Here is a 16,185-nt window from a genome sequence, read left to right as displayed (position 1 = left end):
TAGGGCGAAGGTATTTGCCGCCCCGGGAGTCTGGGTTTTAAATGCAAGCTCTTATTCCGTCAATGAAGCACTTGCATATCTGTTAGAGCTTATTTGCATATAGATAGCGCCAGAGTTTCATCGGCACTTACCGTGACGCAACCGATGAGGGACGAACCATGAGCAACGCCGCATTTGCCGCAGCACCTGTCAGCCATGCGCTGGAGATTCATCCGGTGGCCGGGCGCATCGGTGCCGAAATTCGTGGAGTGACACTGGGCGCCGACCTGGCCCCGGCGGTGGTGGAGGCGATCCAGGCCGCGCTGGTGCAGCACAAGGTGATCTTCTTCAGGGGCCAGACGCAGCTGGACGACCAGACCCAGGAGGCCTTCGCGCACCTGCTGGGCGAGCCCATCGCGCACCCGACCGTGCCGGTGCGCGATGGCACCCGCTACCTGCTGGAACTCGATGGCGGGCAAGGGCGTCGGGCCAACTCCTGGCACACCGACGTGACCTTCGTCGAGGCGTACCCCAAGGCGTCGATCCTGCGTTCGGTGGTGGCGCCGGCGTCGGGGGGCGATACGGTGTGGGCCAATACCGCCAGCGCGTACGATGACCTGTCACCGGCCTTGCAGGCGCTGGCCGAGCAGTTGTGGGCGGTGCACAGCAACGAGTACGACTATGCCGCGACCAAGCCGAACGTGAGCCTCGAGCAGTTGGAGAACTACCGCAAGGTGTTCACTTCGACGGTGTACGAGACCGAGCATCCGGTGGTGCGGGTGCACCCGGTGAGCGGTGAGAAGCACCTGCTGCTGGGGCATTTCGTGAAGCGCATCAAGGGCTATTCGAAGGCCGATTCGGATCACCTGTTCAACCTGCTGCAGAGCCATGTGACGCGCCTGGAGAACACCGTGCGCTGGCGCTGGCAGGCCGGGGACGTGGCGATCTGGGACAACCGCGCGACCCAGCATTATGCGGTGGATGACTACGGTACCCAGGGGCGTGTGGTGCGTCGGGTGACGCTGCAGGGGGATGTGCCGGTGGGGGTGCAGGGGCAGCGTAGCCGCACCATCAAGGGGCAGGATGTGGGCTGATGGGGCTGGCCTCATCGCGGGTCAAGCCCGCTCCCACAGGAGTTCGGTGATCCTTGTGGGAGCGGGCTTGACCCGCGATGGGCTGCAACGCAGGCCCGAAGGTCAGAGAAAGCTGATCGGGTAGCTGACGATCAGGCGGTTCTCGTCGAATGCATTGGTGCTGAAGTCGCGGCGCATGGTCGAGTTGCGCCATTTGAACGACAGGTTCTTCAGGCTGCCGGACTGGATCACGTACGCCAGCTCCGATTCCCGCGCCCATTCCTTGCCGTCGCTGACCACGGCGGTGTGCACGTTGTCGCCCTTGATGTAGCGGTTCATCAGGGTCAGCCCCGGCACGCCAAGCCCGGCGAAGTTGAAGTCGTGACGCAGCTGCCAGGAGCGCTCCTTGGCATTGTCGAAGCTGGCGTTGTAGCTGTCGTTGGCCAGGGTGCCGCCACTGGTGCCGTTGACCCGCATCCACAGGTCGTCGCCGCTGACTTTCTGCAGCCCCACGTAGAAGGTGTTGCTGCCATAGCGTGCCGAAAGCAGCGCCGAGGCGGTGCGGTTGTCGAGCTTGCCGGCACGCTCGGCGCCGTCTTCCTTGCCGATGAAGTAGCCCAGGTTGGCGCCCAGGGTCCAGTCGCCCAGCGGCTGGCTGTGCACCAGGTTGATGTATTGCTGGTTGTAGATGTCCTTGAGCTGGGCGTTCCACACCCCGACCAGAGTGCGCTTGTCGTTGAAGGTGTACTCGCCACCGGCAAAGTTGAAGCGGTCGGAGGTGATACCGGCGCGGCCGTTCATGGACATGTCGTCCATGCTCGCGTCGTTGCGCGGGCTGTTGCCGCGAAATTGCCCGGCATACAGGGTCAGGCCGTCGATTTCCTGGGAGGTCAGCTGGCCGCCGCGAAAGGTCTGCGGCAGCGAGCGGCCGTCGTCCGAACGCAGGATCGGCAGTACCGGCATCCATTCGCCGACCTTCAGCTCGGTCTTCGAGACCTTGGCCTTGAGCGCCACGCCCAGGCGTCCGAAGTCATCGGCCGGGCGGCCGTCATCGTGTACCGGCAACAGGTGCGTGCCGGCGGTACCCTTGCCGCCGTCGAGCTTGACCGAGTACAGGCCCAGCACGTCGACGCCGAAGCCGACGGTACCCTGGGTGAAGCCGGACTTGGCGTCGAGGATGAAACTCTGGGTCCATTCCTCGCCCTTGCCCTGGGGGTTGGCCGGGTCGACGAAATTGCGGTTGATGTAGAAGTTGCGCAGGTTGAGGCCTACCTTGGCGTCTTCGACAAAGCCCCCTTCGTCGGCCAGGGCGGGCAGGGCGCAGCTCATGGCAAGCAGGCCGGGGAACAGGTGACGTGCGGGCTGGAAAGTGTTCATCGTTAGGGCGTCTCTTGTTTTTATGTTGGGGCGATGGCGGATGGATGGTGCTGTGGCAGGCAGGAGGGAATCAATTCGTTACAGGCGGAATTGGGCGATAACCGAACACTAACTGTCTGGTTACTTTTGGTAGGGGCAGGCTTGCAGGCACAAAAAAGCCCACCGCGAAGGGTGGGCTGTTGTGTCGCCACGCTATCGAATCAACCCTTGGGCGACTCGATCGACGCTTGCTGGCGGGCATCACCGGTGCGCTCGTACCAGCCGCCACCCAGGGCCTTGTACAGGTTGACCTCGCTGACCAGCTGCGACAGCCGGTCGCTGATCAGGGCCTGTTGGGCACTGAACAGGTTGCGCTGGGCATCCAGGAACGTCAGGTTGCTGTCGATACCGATACGGTAGCGACGCTCGGCCAGGCGGTAGTAGTCCTGGTTGGCTTCGACCAGATCACGCTGGGCCTGCAACTGCTCGTTGAAGGTCTGGCGCGCCGCCAGCCCATCGGAAACTTCCTGGAAGGCAGTCTGGATGGTCTTTTCGTACTTGGCGACGTTGATGTCCTTCTGGATCTTCGAGTAGTCCAGGCTTGCACGCAGGCTGCCGGCGTTGAAGATCGGCAGGTTGATCTGCGGCTGGAACAGCCAGGTGCCCGAGCCTCCCTTGAACAGCCCGCCCATGTCGGGGCTCAGGGTCCCGGCGTTGGCGGTCAGGCTGATGCTCGGGAAGAACGCTGCGCGCGCCGCGCCGATGTTGGCGTTGGCGGCCTTGAGCAGGTGCTCGGCCTCCTGGATGTCGGGACGACGCTGCAGCACGTCCGACGGCAGGCCGGCCGGCACGTCGGCCAGCAGGTCGCTGTCGAGTTTCATGCCGTTGGGCAGGTTCGCCGGCACGCCGGTGCCGACCAGCACGGCCAGGCTGTTCAGGTCCTGCGCCACCAGGCGCTGGTACTGGGCCAGCTTGACCCGTGCGCCCTCGACCGAGGTACGCGCCTGGCTCAGGTCCAGGGCCGAGGCCACGCCGACTTCGCTGCTGCGACGGGTCAGGGCATAGCTCTGCTCGTAGGTCTTGAGCGTGTCTTCGGTGAGCGTCAGCAGCTCCTTGTCGGCCTGCCAGGTGAAGTAGGCGTTGGCCACGCTGGCCACCAGGCTGATCTGCGTGGAACGACGCGCCTGTTCACTCGACAGGTAGGTTTCCAGGGCCTGCTCGCTGAGGCTGCGCACCCGACCGAACAGGTCGAGTTCGTAGGCACTCACGCCCAGGGTGGCCGAGTACTGGCTGTTGATGCTCGACTCGCCGGTCTGCGAAACGTTGGCCGGCACCCGCTGGCGGCTGCCGCTGCCGGTGGCCGAGACCGCCGGGAACAGGTCGGCCCGCTGGATGCGGTACTGCGCCCGGTAGGCATCGATGTTCAGCGCGGCGACCCGCAGGTCGCGGTTGTTGACCAGCGAGGTCTGGATCAGTTGCTGCAGCGCCGGGTCATGGAAGAACTGGCGCCAGCCCTGTTCGGCCGCAGCCACGTCGGCCGACTGGGTCGGCGAGTAGGCCGGCCCTTGCGGCCACTGGGCCGCCACCGGCGACTCGGGGGTCTGGTAATCAGGGATCAGCGAGCAGCCACCGAGAATGAAGGTGGTGACTGCCAGGGACAACAGGGACTTACTCATTGCCCGGCCTCATAGCGTGGGGTTTCAGGTTTGGCGTCCTCTTCTTCGGGCTTCTTGCTACCGAACAGCGACGACACGCTTACGAAGAACAGTGGTACCCAGAAGATCGCCAGTACCGTTGCGGTGATCATGCCGCCGATCACACCGGTACCGATGGCGTGCTGGCTGCCGGAGCCTGCACCCGTGGCGATGGTCAGCGGCACCACGCCCAGGATGAACGCCAGCGAGGTCATGATGATCGGACGCAGACGCATGCGGCACGCCTCGATCGCCGCATCGACCAGGCTGCGGCCCTGCTCGTGCAGTTCCTTGGCGAACTCGACGATCAGGATCGCGTTCTTCGCCGCCAGGCCGATGGTGGTCAGCAGCCCCACCAGGAAGTACACGTCGTTGGACAGCCCGCGCATGCTGGCCGCCATCAGTGCACCGATGATACCCAGCGGCACTACCAGCACTACCGCGATCGGGATCGACCAGCTCTCGTACAGTGCCGCCAGGCACAGGAACACCATCAGCAGCGACAGCGCGAACAGTGCCGGCATCTGCGAGCCCGACAGCTTCTCTTCGTACGACATGCCGGTCCAGGCGAAGCCGACACCGGCTGGCAGTTGCGCCGCCAGGCGCTCGACCTCGGCCATGGCCTCACCGGTACTGTAGCCAGGGGCTGGCGCACCGAGTACTTCCATTGCCTCGACACCGTTGTAACGCGACAGCTTGGGTGCACCGTAGCTCCACTCGCCGCTGGCGAAGGAAGAGAACGGCACCATCTCGCCGGCGGCGTTGCGCACGTACCACTTCTGCAGGTCTTCAGGGCTCATGCGCGAATCGGCAGTGCCTTGCAGGTAGACCTTCTTGACCCGACCACGGTCGATGAAGTCGTTCACATAGCTGGCACCCAGGGCGATCGACAGGGTGTTGTTGATATCGGCGATGGTCACGCCCAGGGCACTGGCGCGTTCGTCGTCGATGGTCAGCTGGTATTGCGGCTCATCGTTCAGGCCGTTCGGACGTACCTGGGTGAGGATCTTGCTCTGCGCGGCCATGCCCAGGAACTGGTTGCGCGCTTCCATCAGCTTGTCGTGGCCGACGCCGGCGCGGTCCTGCAGGAACACGTCGAAACCGGTGGCGTTACCCAGCTCCAGTACGGCCGGAGGGGCGAAGGCGAACACCATCGCGTCGCGGAAGCTGAAGAAGTGCTGTTGGGCACGGGTTGCCAGGTTGAACACGCTGTTTTCGGCAGAACGTTCACCCCACGGCTTGAGCATGATGAAGGCCATGCCCGAGCTCTGGCCGCGGCCGGCGAAGTTGAAGCCGTTCACGGTGAACACCGAGGCCACTGTGTCGGACTCCTTGTCCAGCAGGTAGGCGCGCATTTCGTCGACCACCGCCTGGGTGCGCTCGGCACTGGAACCGGCCGGGGTCTGCACCTGGGCGAACAGTACGCCCTGGTCTTCCTCGGGCAGGAACGCGGTAGGGATACGCATGAACAGCCACACCATGCCCACCACGATCAGGATGTAGGCCAGGAAGTACGGGGCCTTGTGACGCAGGATGTTGCCCACGCCGCGCTCGTAGCTCTGCACGCTGCGGTCGAAGTTGCGGTTGAACCAGCCGAAGAAGCCACGCTTGGCGGTATGGTGCTCGCCTTTCTTGACCGGCTTGAGCATGGTGGCGCACAGCGCCGGGGTGAAGATCAGCGCGACCAGCACCGACAGGCCCATGGCCGACACGATGGTGATCGAGAACTGCCGGTAGATCACGCCCGTGGAGCCGCCGAAGAACGCCATCGGCAGCAGTACCGCCGACAGTACCAGGGCGATACCGACCAGGGCGCCCTGGATCTGGCCCATGGACTTCTTGGTCGCCTCCTTGGGTGACAACCCCTCTTCGGACATCACCCGCTCGACGTTTTCCACCACCACGATGGCGTCGTCCACCAGCAGGCCGATGGCCAGGACCATGGCGAACATGGTCAGGGTGTTGATGCTGAAGCCTGCTGCGGCAAGGATGCCGAAGGTGCCGAGCAATACCACCGGTACGGTCATGGTGGTGATCACGGTGGCGCGGAAGTTCTGCAGGAACAGGTACATCACCAGGAACACCAGCACGATCGCCTCGATCAGGGTGTGGATCACCCCACTGATCGATTCGGTGACCACAGGCGTGGTGTCATACGGGAACACCGCCTTCATGCCAGGCGGGAAGAACGGCTCCAGCTCGGCGATGGTGTTGCGCAGTGCCTTGGCGGTGTCCAGGGCGTTGGCCCCGGTTGCCAGCTTGATCGCAAGGCCGGAGGCCGGCTTGCCATTGAACTGTGCGCTGACGCTATAGTTCTCGCCCCCCAGGCTGACGTCGGCGACATCGCCCAGGCGGACCTGGGAACCGTCGCGGTTGACCTTGAGCAGGATCTTCTCGAACTGCTCGGCGGTCTGCAGGCGGGTCTTGCCGATGATGGTGGCGTTGAGCTGCGTGCCGGGCAGGGCAGGCAGGCCGCCCAGCTGACCGGAGGACACCTGCACGTTCTGCGCGGCCACGGCGGTCTTGACGTCCACCGGGGTCAGCTGGAACTTGTTCAGCTTGGCCGGATCGAGCCAGATACGCATGGCGTACTGGGCACCGAACACCTGGAAGTCACCCACACCGGCGGTACGCGAGATCGGGTCCTGCATGTTGGAGACGATGTAGTTCGACAGGTCGTCCTTGGTCATGCTGCCGTCTTCGGACACCAGGCCGATCACCAGCAGGAAGTTCTTCACTGCCTTGGTCACGCGGATACCCTGCTGCTGCACTTCTTGCGGCAACAGCGGGGTGGCCAGGTTCAGCTTGTTCTGCACCTGGACCTGCGCGGTGTCAGGGTTGGTACCCTGCTCGAAGGTGGCGGTAATGGTCATGCTGCCGTCCGAGTTGCTCTCGGACTGCACATAACGCAGGTTGTCGATACCGTTGAGCTGCTGCTCGATCACCTGGACCACGGTGTCCTGCACGGTCTGCGCCGAGGCGCCCGGGTAGGTCACGGCGATGGCGATGGCCGGCGGCGCGATGCTCGGGTACTGGTTGATCGGCAACTTGACGATCGACAAGGCCCCGACCAGCATGATCACCAGGGCGATTACCCAGGCAAAGATGGGGCGATCGATAAAGAATCTCGACATGGTTTATTCCCCTTTGGCCCCTGCTGACGCTGCATTGGCCTGGGACGGTTGGGCAGGCTTGACGTTGGTGGCTTCGCTGACCTTGACCTCGACGCCCGGCTTGACGAACTGCAGGCCTTCGGTGATCAGGCGGTCGCCCGGCTTCAGGCCTTCCTCGATCAGCCAGTCGCTGCCAACGGTACGGCTGGCCTTGAGCTGGCGCAGTTCGACCTTGTTGTCCTTGTCCACGATCAACGCGGTGGGCTGGCCCTTGAGGTCACGGGTCACGCCTTGTTGCGGGGCGAGGATCGCGTTGGCGTTCACGCCGGCGGCCAGGCGTGCATGCACGAACATCCCTGGCAGCAGGTTGTGCTCGGGGTTGGGGAACACGGCGCGCAGGGTTACCGAGCCGGTGGTCTGGTCGACCGAGACTTCGGAGAACTCCAGGCGGCCTTCGTGGGTGTAGGTGGTGCCGTCTTCCAGGTTCAGCGAGACCTTGGCGGCGTTGGCACCGGCCTTCTGCAGTTGCCCGCTTTCGAGCTCGCGGCGCAGCTTGAGCAGCTCGGCCGAAGACTGGGTGACGTCGACGTAGATCGGGTCCAGTTGCTGGATCACCGCCATGGCATCGGCCTGGCCGTTGTTGACCAGCGCACCTTCGGTGAACATCGAGCGTCCGATACGGCCGCTCAGTGGCGCCAGCACCTTGGTGTAGCGCAGGTCGATCTGTGCGCTGCGCAGCGAGGCTTCAGCCTGCAAACGTTTGGCTTGTGCGTCGTCGTATTCCTGACGGCTCACCGCCTGCTCGGCCACCAGTTGCTTGTAGCGGTCCGACAGCGAGCGGGTCGATTGCAGGTTGGCCTGGGCGCTGGCCAGGGTCGCCTCGTACACCGACGGGTCGATCTGGTACAGCTGCTGGCCTTCCTTGACCTCGCTGCCTTCCTTGAACAGACGCTTGAGAATGATGCCGTTGACCTGTGGACGCACTTCGGCCACGCGGTAGGCGATGGTGCGCCCCGGCAGGTCGGAAGTCAGGGTATAGGCCTGGGATTGGAGGGTCACGACGCCGACCTGAGGAGCTTGCGCCGCAGGCGCCGCTTCTTCCTTTTTACAGCCGCTGAGCAGTGTTGCCAGGGCGACGGCGGAAACCAGAGCGGAAACAGCTGGCTTGAATTGCATGAAGATCCTCGGGTCGAAAGAGCTGAAGACGCTCAAGAGTAATGGAAACGGGATGAAGGGAAAATTAATTCCGGGTGGATAAGTAGGATGCTAAGGAATATACTTACATTCATGCTTGTTTGTAAATACCCGTGGTGCACCTTGTCGAGGTGACCACAGGCTTGATTAAGACACCCGGTAGAGGGCCCGACAGTGGCCATACCGGCTCAGAACCCGGACGCCCGCAGCGCGCGTCCGGCTCCTTGATGAGGTTGTACTGCCATGGTCCGTCGCACCAAAGAGGAAGCTCAGGAAACCCGCCAACAGATACTCGAGGCCGCCGAAAAAGCTTTCCATGCCCGTGGGGTGGCGCGTACCACCCTGGCGGATATCGCCAAGCTGGCCGGGGTGACCCGGGGTGCCATCTACTGGCACTTTCAGGACAAGGGCGAACTGGTGCAGGCCCTGCTCGACAGCTTGCGTGAGCCGATCGAGGCGCTGGCCCAGGCCGGCGAGAGCGAAGACGAGCCGGACCCGCTGGGCTGCATGCGCAAGTTGCTGATTCAACTGATGCAGCAGATGCTGCACGAGCCGCGTACCCGGCGCATCAATGAGATCCTGCATCATAAGTGTGAATTCACCGATGACATGTGTGAGATCCGTCAGCAGCGCCAGGCCACGACCCGCGACTGCTACGAGCGTATAGCGCTGACGTTGACCAATGCAGTCAGGCGTGGGCAATTGCCTGCGGACATGGACCCGCAGCGTGCCGCTATTGCAATATTCGCTTACATCGACGGCATCATTGGCAGCTGGCTGCTGCTGCCGGACAGTTTCGATATTGCCGGGGATGCCGAGCGGTGGGTGGATACCGGGCTGGATATGCTGCGCTTGAGCCCGTCGCTGCGCAATTGAGCATTTGTGAGCATTTGTGAAGGTTGGCATAGGACGTTTCCCTGTCGTGCCCCGTGCCCGGTCAACAAAAAACACCGGCGCTGCTTGGAACGGTAGTCGGTGACCGGGTAGTCTGCCCCCAAGGACCATCAACTTTGCATAGAGCCCTGGCATGAGTGCGCACAACCCGACCCTCAAAGGTGCCGAGCAGCCGCTCAAGGCAATCGCCCTGATGTGCATGGCGGTGCTGTTGTTCGCCAGCCACGATGCCCTGTCCAAATACCTTTCCGGCTTCTATGCCATCGTCATGGTGGTGTGGGCACGCTATGTGGTGCACACCCTGCTGATGCTGGTGGTGTTCGTGCCGCGCAGCGGCTTCTCGGCGGTGGTGCGTACACGCCGCCCCGGCCTGCAACTGGCCAGGGCGCTGTGCCTGATCGGCACCAGCCTGTTCTTCACCACCGGCCTGCGTTACATCCCCCTGGCCGAAGCCACCGCCGTGAACTTCCTCGCGCCCCTGCTGGTAACCGCATTGTCGGTACCGCTGCTGGGTGAACGGGTCAGCCGCGCCCAGTGGCTGGCGGTGCTGGCCGGGTTTGTCGGCGTGCTGATCGTGGTGCGCCCGGGCGGGGCGCTGTTCACCCCCGCAATCCTGCTGCCGTTGTGTTCGGCCTTCTGCTTTGGCTGCTACCAGTTGCTCACGCGCAAGCTCAGCGGCATCGACAGCCCGACCACCAGCAACTTTCTCACCGGCATCTTCAACAGCCTGATCATGACCGCGCTGGTGCCATTCTTCTGGAGCATGCCGACCCTGGGGCATGGCCTGTTCATGATCGGCCTGGGCACCTGCGGGATGCTCGGGCACATGCTGCTGACCCAGGCCTTCCGGCATGCCGCGCCGGCCATGCTGGCGCCCTTCAGCTACGGGCAGATCCTGTTCGCCGGCCTGTACGGCTACCTCATTTTCAATCACACCCCGGACGCCTACGGCGTGGTCGGCATTGCGGTCATTTGCCTGAGCGGCCTGGCGGTGGCCTGGGCGCAGCGGCGCAACTGACTACTGCCGGCCGCGCAGCTCGCGGTTGGGCAATGCCAGCGCCGCCGACAGCCCCAGCAGGGAGACGGCGGCGCTACCCAGCAACAGGTTGCGAAAGGTCTGCAGCAACTGCGCCTGCACCGCCGCACTGGCCTGGCCGTCCTTGAGGCTGCCGATCAACGCCTCGCCGGCCAGGCTGAAGCCGCTGTCGTGCAGCAGGCTGAGCAGCAGTGCCGACATGCAGGCCACCCCCATCGCCCCGCCCAGCGAGCGGAACAGGTTGGTGGTGCTGGTCGCCACGCCGATGTCCCGCGGCTCCACTGCGCTCTGGGTTGCCACCAGCGAGGTGGGGAACTGCAGGCCCGAGGCGATGCCGGTCAGCAGCATGAACGCGCCACTGAGCAGCACGCCGTCGATCGGGCTCAGGGCCATGCCGATGATCGCCACCGGCATCAACAGTGCACCGCCCAGAATCTGCGGCTTGTAGCGCCCGGTCAGGCTGGTCAGGCGGCCGCCGCAATAGGCGCCGATCGGCAGGCCCATGGCCAGGGGCAGCAGGTGCAGGGCGGCGCTGTCGGCGCCCGCCCCGGTGATGCTCTGAAAGCGCAGCGGCATCAGCATGGTCAGCGAGATGGCCTGGAAACTGGTGAAGAAGATCGTGCACCAGCACAGCACTGCCACCCGGTTGCCGAACAGCTGCAACGGCAGCAGTGGCTCGACGGCGCGGCGTTCGTGCAGCACGAATACGCCCAGCCCGAACAGGGCTGCCAGCAGCAGGCCGGCAACCGGGCCGGACCCGATGGGCTGGCCCTGGCCGATCAGGGTGATGCCCAGCAGCAGGGCCGTCAGGCCCAAGATCAACAGCACCGCGCCGGGGTAGTCCACCTGCGCCTTGCGTTGCGGCGTGGCCAGCCCGCGCAGGGTACGCTCGGTGACCCACCAGGCGGTCAGCCCCAGCGGCAGGTTCAGCCAGAACACCCAGCGCCACGACAGGTACTCGGTCAGCAGCCCGCCCAGCACCGGGCCGGCGACGCTGGCCAGGGCATACATGCTGCTGAAATAACCCTGGTAGCGACCGCGCTCGCGGGGCGGCACGAAGTCGCCGATGATCGCCTGGCTGACCGACACCATGCCGCCCGCGCCGATGCCCTGCAGTACCCGCGCCAGCACCAGTTGCTCCATGTTCTGTGCCAGCGCGCAGAACAGCGAGGCCAGGGTGAAAAGCCCGGTACCGGTCAGGATCATGCGCCGCCGGCCGTACAGGTCGCCGAGCTTGCCGTAGATCGGCACCGCCACGGTCATGGCCACCATGTAGCCGGAAATCACCCAGGCCAGCAGGGTCACGTCGTTGAATTGCGCGGAGATCGCCGGCATCGAGACCGCGACGATGGTCTGGTCCAGCGCGCCGAGGAAGATCGCCAGCATCAGCGCGACGAGCACGCTGCGCAGGGCGGGTTGCGGAGTGTTCAATTGCGTCACGAGGTAGCTCTGGGCAAGTGGGACCGGGTGCTGCCCAGTGTACTCGATAGCCTGCTAAGCGTCTTCGATGGGCTCGTAGGGCAGGCCCACGTAGTTTTCTGCCAGGGTCCTGCGCCCGGCCTCGGAGCCCACGAAGTAGTCCAGCTCGGTGTGCTGGATACGCTGGCTGAAGGCGTCGCTGTCGGGGAAGCGGTGCAGCATCGAGGTCATCCACCACGAGAAGCGTTCGGCCTTCCAGATGCGCCGCAGACAGATCGCCGAGTAGCGTTCCAGCAGGTCGGTGCGGCCTTCGGCGTAGACCTTGCGCAGGATGTTGTACAGCGTGCTGACGTCGCTGGCGGCCAGGTTCAGGCCCTTGGCCCCGGTGGGTGGCACGATGTGCGCGGCGTCGCCGACCAGGAACAGGCGCCCGTACTGCATCGGCTCCACCACGAAGCTGCGCAGCGGGGCGATGCTTTTCTCGATCGACGGGCCGGTGACCAGGCGCTCGGCCAGCTCGTCGGGCAGGCGCGACTTGAGTTCCTCCCAGAAGCGCTCATCCGACCAGTCCTCGACCTTCTCTTCGGCCGGCACCTGCACGTAGTAGCGGGTGCGGGTGGGCGAGCGCATGCTGCACAGGGCGAAGCCGCGTTCGTGGCGCGCGTACACCAGCTCGTCGCTGACCGGCGGGGTGTCGGCCAGGATGCCCAGCCAGCCGAACGGGTAGACCCGCTCGAACACCTGCAGCGCCTCGCTCGGAATCGACTGGCGTGCCACCCCGTGATAACCGTCGCAGCCGGCAATGTAGTCGCAGTCCAGGCGATGCTGCTGGCCGTCCTTTTCATAGGTGACGTAGGGCTGCCCAGTCTTCATGTCGTGCGGGCGCACGTTCTCGGCGTGGTAGACCGTGGTCGCACCGCTGTCGGCGCGCGCGGCCATCAGGTCGCGGGTGACTTCGGTCTGGCCGTAGATCATCACGCCCTGGCCGCCGGTCAGGCCCTTGAGGTCGATGTGCTCGCGGCGCCCGTCGAAGGCCAGCTCGAAGCCTGCATGGGGCAGCCCTTCGGCGTCCATGCGCTGACCGACCCCGGCTTCGCGCAGCAGCTCGACCATGCCCTGTTCGAGCACGCCGGCGCGGATACGCCCCAGTACATAGTCGGGGCCCTGGCGTTCGAGGATGACGTTGGAGATGCCGGCGTTGTGCAGCAACTGGCCGAGCAGCAGGCCGGACGGGCCCGCACCGATGATCGCGACTTGGGTTTTCATGATTGTTGGACTTTTTATGATTGGAGTACCTGCATTTTTCGCTTGCCGGCTGGCCTTCTGAAGGGACAAACCGAGCACAAAGCGGTACTTTTCGCTAATAGGTGCGTTTATCGGACAGTGGTCGGGAAGCGAGGGTGTGATGAGCAGGGTGTCGATTCCGGTATTCAAGCTGTACGGCGAGACGCTGGGCTGGCCGACGCCCGACCTGCTGCACAGCGAGTCGATCCCGGCGCGCAGCCGCCTGCACCAGTGGGAGATCGAGCCGCACCGGCATGCCGACCTGTGGCAGCTGCTGTTTCTGTACAGGGGCCAGGCCGAGATCGAGCTGGAGGGGCAGGTGTGTCGCCTGGAGCAGGCGGCGATCCAGGTGGTGCCGGCGCTGTGCGTGCACGGCTTTCGCTTTTCCGAAGACGTCGACGGTTATGTGGTGACCCTGGCGGCGCCGCTGGTGGAGGTGCTGCAGCGGCAACTGACGGGCGTGCCAGCCGCCCTGCAGCGCGGCGCCAGTTACCTGGCCGGGGCCGACGCCGATTACCTCAACAGCCTGTTCAGCACCCTGCAGGCCGAGTACCAGCAAGACCTGCCCGGGCGCGAGTTGCAGCTGCATTCGCTGATCAACCTGATGGTGGTGTGGATCAGCCGCCAACAGTTGCGCCGCAGTGCCGGTGCCCAGGTGCCGGAACGTGGGCGCGAGTATCTGCAGCGTTTCAACGGGCTGGTGGAGCAGCAGTTTCGCCAGCAGCCGAGCGTGGAGGAGCTGGCGCATCAGGTGGGGGTGTCGGTGGCAACGCTCAATACTTTGTGCCGGGCATTGGCCGGGCAGTCGGCGCTGCAGATCGTGCACCAGCGCATCGTGCTGGAAGCCAAGCGCGACCTGATCTACACCAGCCTCACGATCAACCAGTTGGCTGACAGCCTGGGTTTTGCCGACCCGGCATACTTCTCGCGCTTCTTCCGGCGCATGACCGGCCTTTCGCCCCGCGACTTTCGTCGTCGTGAACCTTCGCTGGCTACCTGACCACGCTCAGTGTGCCGGCATGGGGCAGGCAGTGGGCGGAGCTGCAGCTGGACGCCGCATAGGGTTGCTGGCGCAGCAGCTCGACCCGATACGCCGCTGCCCCGTACACCCCGAGCACGGCAGTGATGGCCAACAGGGCAGCGCACTTTCTGGATTTCAGGGTCATGGCACCAACCTCCTGTATCCCGCACACAGATGCTTCTACAAGCATAGGCCAGCATTGCGCCAGGTGCCTGCCGGTCAGTCCAGGCCGTGGTCCCAGTGGGGCGGGTCGGTGAAGCGTGCCGCCAGAAAGTCGAGCATGCTGCGCAGGGTTGCGGGCATGTGCTTGCGCGAGGTGTACACCGCGTTCAGGCCCAGTTCGCGGGGCCTGGCCTCGGGCAGCAGGCGTACCAGCGTGCCGCTGCGCAGGGCTTGCCACACCAGGTAGGTGGGCAGCATGGCGATACCGGTGCCGGCCAGGGTGGCGCGCTCCAGGGTCAGGGCCTCGTTGGCGCTGATATTGCCTTGCACCGGCACCGACACCTGTTCGCCGTCGACCTCGAAATGCCAGAGGCTGTGGCCGAAGTACGAATGGGTCAGGCAGTTGTGCTGGCTCAGGTCCTGCACCTGGCGCGGTACGGGGTGCTCGCGCAGGTAGGCTGGCGAGGCGCACACCACCGAGCGGCACACACTCAGGCGGCGGGCGATGAGGTTGGGGTCCAGGTCGTTGCTGACGCGGATGGCCAGGTCGATGCGTTCGTCCACCAGGTTGACCGTGCGGTCGAGCATCTGCAGGTCGACCTTCACCAGCGGGTAGCGCTTGACGTAGTCCGCTACCGCTTCCACCAGTTGCGCATGCCCGAACGAGGTACTGACGCTGATGCGCAGTTCACCCCGCGGGGCGTCATCCGGGGCGCCCACTGCCGCGTGCAGGTCGCCCACCAGTTCCAGCATCTGCCGGCAGCGCGGCAGGGTTTCCAGGCCGGCGGCAGTCAGGCTCAGCTTGCGCGTGGTGCGCTGCATCAGGCGCGCCCCCACCCAGTCCTCCAGCTCGGCCAGGTAACGCGAAACCACAGGGCGTGACAGGTCCAGTTGGTCGGCGGCGGCCGACTGGCTGCCCAGGTCGACTACGCTGACGAACACCTTCATTGCGGTGAGACGGTCCATGATCTGCCCGATTTCAGAAACAAACTATGTTGGAGCATCGCATTTTTTGTGATGGTTTGTGCAACTAAGCTGTGCCTCATCGATGACTTGAACAGGTATTGCTTGATGGCTGCTTTCTTTTCCCTGCGTCGCCTGCTGCTGGCGTGTGCCGCTTTCGGTGCGATCACCCAGGCCGTTGCCGGCGACGCACCGCTGAAACTGGACGTGTACAACCCCGGCAGCGAGGCGCTGTTTCCGGTCAGCTCGGTGATCGTCAGTGGCCAGCACGAGGCGATTCTGGTGGATGCACAGTTCGGCAAGTGCCAGGCCGAGCAGGTGCTGAAGAAGCTTCGCGATAGCGGCAAGCAACTCACCACCATCTACATCAGCCATGGCGACCCGGACTATTACTTCGGCCTCGACACCCTGACCCGTGCCTACCCCAAGGCCAAGGTGCTGGCGTCGCAGGCGACGGTCGCGCACATCAAGCAGACCATGGCTGCCAAGCTTGCCTACTGGGGCCCGCAGATGGCGGCCGACAAGCCCGCCCGGCTCATCGTGCCTGACGTGCTGCCCGGCAACGTGCTCACCCTTGAAGGGCAGCGTCTTGAAGTGATCGGCCTGGACGGCCCGCAGCCCGACCGCAGCTTTGTATGGGTCCCGTCGATCAAGGCGGTGGTCGGCGGGGTAGTGGTGGCCGAGAACCTGCACGTGTGGATGGCCGACACCCAGTCGGCGCAGTCGCACAAGGACTGGCTCGCGACCCTGGCGCGCATCGAGCAGCTGGCGCCGCAGACGGTGGTGCCGGGGCATTACCTGGGGCAGAGCAAGGGGTCGCTCGAGGCGGTGCGCTTCACCGCCGATTACATCCGCGCCTTCGATGCCGAAAGCGCCAGGGCGGCCAACTCGGCCGAGCTGGTCGCTGCAATGAAAAAACGTTACCCCGGCCTGGGCGAGGAGAGCTCGCTGGAGCTCGGCGCCAAGGTCGCCAAGGGCGAAATGAAGTGGTAAGTGT

The 16,185-nt window shown here is 64.6% G+C and carries 13 protein-coding genes; 5 read left to right on the top strand and 8 right to left on the bottom strand.

Going from position 1 to position 16,185, the window contains the following annotated elements; all coding sequences use genetic code 11:
* Positions 1 to 158 precede the first annotated feature (158 nt).
* On the top strand, positions 159 to 1,073 hold the full coding sequence (locus LOY33_RS20330) for a TauD/TfdA family dioxygenase (RefSeq protein WP_043860763.1): 915 nt from the start codon (positions 159 to 161) through the stop codon (positions 1,071 to 1,073).
* Between the two features lie 102 nt (positions 1,074 to 1,175).
* Here the strand turns inward: LOY33_RS20330 and LOY33_RS20325 are convergent, their stop codons facing one another.
* The 4 genes from LOY33_RS20325 to LOY33_RS20310 form a co-directional block, all read right to left on the bottom strand.
* Positions 1,176 to 2,429 (bottom strand): OprD family porin, encoded by a 1,254-nt coding sequence (locus tag LOY33_RS20325; protein ID WP_100633546.1) that lies wholly within the window; start codon positions 2,427 to 2,429, stop codon positions 1,176 to 1,178.
* A 200-nt stretch (positions 2,430 to 2,629) separates the two neighbouring features.
* Positions 2,630 to 4,084 (bottom strand): AdeC/AdeK/OprM family multidrug efflux complex outer membrane factor, encoded by a 1,455-nt coding sequence (locus tag LOY33_RS20320; RefSeq protein ID WP_258659883.1) that lies wholly within the window; start codon positions 4,082 to 4,084, stop codon positions 2,630 to 2,632.
* Positions 4,081 to 7,236 carry a multidrug efflux RND transporter permease subunit TtgB gene (gene ttgB / locus LOY33_RS20315; RefSeq protein ID WP_043860766.1) on the bottom strand — a complete coding sequence of 1,052 codons (3,156 nt, stop codon included), beginning with the start codon at positions 7,234 to 7,236 and terminating at the stop codon, positions 4,081 to 4,083. Before ttgB ends, LOY33_RS20320 begins: the two co-directional genes overlap by 4 nt.
* A gap of 3 nt (positions 7,237 to 7,239) precedes the next feature.
* Positions 7,240 to 8,391 carry an efflux RND transporter periplasmic adaptor subunit gene (locus tag LOY33_RS20310; protein WP_054914799.1) on the bottom strand — a complete coding sequence of 384 codons (1,152 nt, stop codon included), beginning with the start codon at positions 8,389 to 8,391 and terminating at the stop codon, positions 7,240 to 7,242.
* A gap of 261 nt (positions 8,392 to 8,652) precedes the next feature.
* Here LOY33_RS20310 and LOY33_RS20305 point away from each other — a divergent pair, with 261 nt between their 5' ends.
* Both LOY33_RS20305 and LOY33_RS20300 read left to right on the top strand, forming a co-directional pair.
* A complete protein-coding gene (locus LOY33_RS20305; RefSeq protein WP_043860768.1) occupies positions 8,653 to 9,285 on the top strand; it encodes a TetR family transcriptional regulator in 633 nt (210 codons plus the stop codon).
* A 151-nt stretch (positions 9,286 to 9,436) separates the two neighbouring features.
* Positions 9,437 to 10,321, top strand: a complete 885-nt coding sequence (locus LOY33_RS20300; protein WP_043860769.1) for a DMT family transporter — start codon at positions 9,437 to 9,439, stop codon at positions 10,319 to 10,321.
* Here the strand turns inward: LOY33_RS20300 and LOY33_RS20295 are convergent, their stop codons facing one another.
* A complete protein-coding gene (locus tag LOY33_RS20295) occupies positions 10,322 to 11,725 on the bottom strand; it encodes an MDR family MFS transporter (RefSeq protein ID WP_054914927.1) in 1,404 nt (467 codons plus the stop codon).
* A gap of 108 nt (positions 11,726 to 11,833) precedes the next feature.
* On the bottom strand, positions 11,834 to 13,024 hold the full coding sequence (gene pobA, locus LOY33_RS20290) for a 4-hydroxybenzoate 3-monooxygenase (protein WP_078479553.1): 1,191 nt from the start codon (positions 13,022 to 13,024) through the stop codon (positions 11,834 to 11,836).
* A 139-nt stretch (positions 13,025 to 13,163) separates the two neighbouring features.
* Here pobA and LOY33_RS20285 point away from each other — a divergent pair, with 139 nt between their 5' ends.
* Positions 13,164 to 14,042, top strand: a complete 879-nt coding sequence (locus tag LOY33_RS20285; protein ID WP_258659879.1) for a helix-turn-helix domain-containing protein — start codon at positions 13,164 to 13,166, stop codon at positions 14,040 to 14,042.
* Here the strand turns inward: LOY33_RS20285 and LOY33_RS20280 are convergent.
* Positions 14,035 to 14,208, bottom strand: coding sequence for a hypothetical protein (locus tag LOY33_RS20280; RefSeq protein ID WP_167400210.1), 174 nt, complete (start codon positions 14,206 to 14,208; stop codon positions 14,035 to 14,037). The genes LOY33_RS20285 and LOY33_RS20280 overlap by 8 nt on opposite strands.
* A gap of 74 nt (positions 14,209 to 14,282) precedes the next feature.
* Positions 14,283 to 15,191 carry a LysR family transcriptional regulator gene (locus LOY33_RS20275; protein WP_054914797.1) on the bottom strand — a complete coding sequence of 303 codons (909 nt, stop codon included), beginning with the start codon at positions 15,189 to 15,191 and terminating at the stop codon, positions 14,283 to 14,285.
* A 105-nt stretch (positions 15,192 to 15,296) separates the two neighbouring features.
* Between LOY33_RS20275 and LOY33_RS20270 the strand changes: the two genes are divergently transcribed.
* Positions 15,297 to 16,181: an MBL fold metallo-hydrolase gene (locus LOY33_RS20270; protein WP_258659877.1), complete on the top strand. Its 885-nt coding sequence runs from the start codon at positions 15,297 to 15,299 to the stop codon at positions 16,179 to 16,181.
* Positions 16,182 to 16,185 lie beyond the last annotated feature (4 nt).

Source organism: Pseudomonas sp. B21-036 (assembly GCF_024748925.1).
Lineage (GTDB): Bacteria > Pseudomonadota > Gammaproteobacteria > Pseudomonadales > Pseudomonadaceae > Aquipseudomonas > Aquipseudomonas palmensis.
This window is presented reverse-complemented; position numbering and strand designations above follow the sequence as displayed.

Bases quoted from the DNA above. Each gene is read 5' to 3' on its own strand.
- LOY33_RS20330 (WP_043860763.1), top strand. From the start codon at position 159: ATGAGCAACGCCGCATTTGCCGCAGCACCTGTCAGCCATGCGCTGGAG.
- LOY33_RS20325 (WP_100633546.1), bottom strand. From the start codon at position 2,429: ATGAACACTTTCCAGCCCGCACGTCACCTGTTCCCCGGCCTGCTTGCC.
- LOY33_RS20320 (WP_258659883.1), bottom strand. From the start codon at position 4,084: ATGAGTAAGTCCCTGTTGTCCCTGGCAGTCACCACCTTCATTCTCGGT.
- ttgB (WP_043860766.1), bottom strand. From the start codon at position 7,236: ATGTCGAGATTCTTTATCGATCGCCCCATCTTTGCCTGGGTAATCGCC.
- LOY33_RS20310 (WP_054914799.1), bottom strand. From the start codon at position 8,391: ATGCAATTCAAGCCAGCTGTTTCCGCTCTGGTTTCCGCCGTCGCCCTG.
- LOY33_RS20305 (WP_043860768.1), top strand. From the start codon at position 8,653: ATGGTCCGTCGCACCAAAGAGGAAGCTCAGGAAACCCGCCAACAGATA.
- LOY33_RS20300 (WP_043860769.1), top strand. From the start codon at position 9,437: ATGAGTGCGCACAACCCGACCCTCAAAGGTGCCGAGCAGCCGCTCAAG.
- LOY33_RS20295 (WP_054914927.1), bottom strand. From the start codon at position 11,725: ATGCTGGCGATCTTCCTCGGCGCGCTGGACCAGACCATCGTCGCGGTC.
- pobA (WP_078479553.1), bottom strand. From the start codon at position 13,024: ATGAAAACCCAAGTCGCGATCATCGGTGCGGGCCCGTCCGGCCTGCTG.
- LOY33_RS20285 (WP_258659879.1), top strand. From the start codon at position 13,164: ATGAGCAGGGTGTCGATTCCGGTATTCAAGCTGTACGGCGAGACGCTG.
- LOY33_RS20280 (WP_167400210.1), bottom strand. From the start codon at position 14,208: ATGACCCTGAAATCCAGAAAGTGCGCTGCCCTGTTGGCCATCACTGCC.
- LOY33_RS20275 (WP_054914797.1), bottom strand. From the start codon at position 15,191: ATGGACCGTCTCACCGCAATGAAGGTGTTCGTCAGCGTAGTCGACCTG.
- LOY33_RS20270 (WP_258659877.1), top strand. From the start codon at position 15,297: ATGGCTGCTTTCTTTTCCCTGCGTCGCCTGCTGCTGGCGTGTGCCGCT.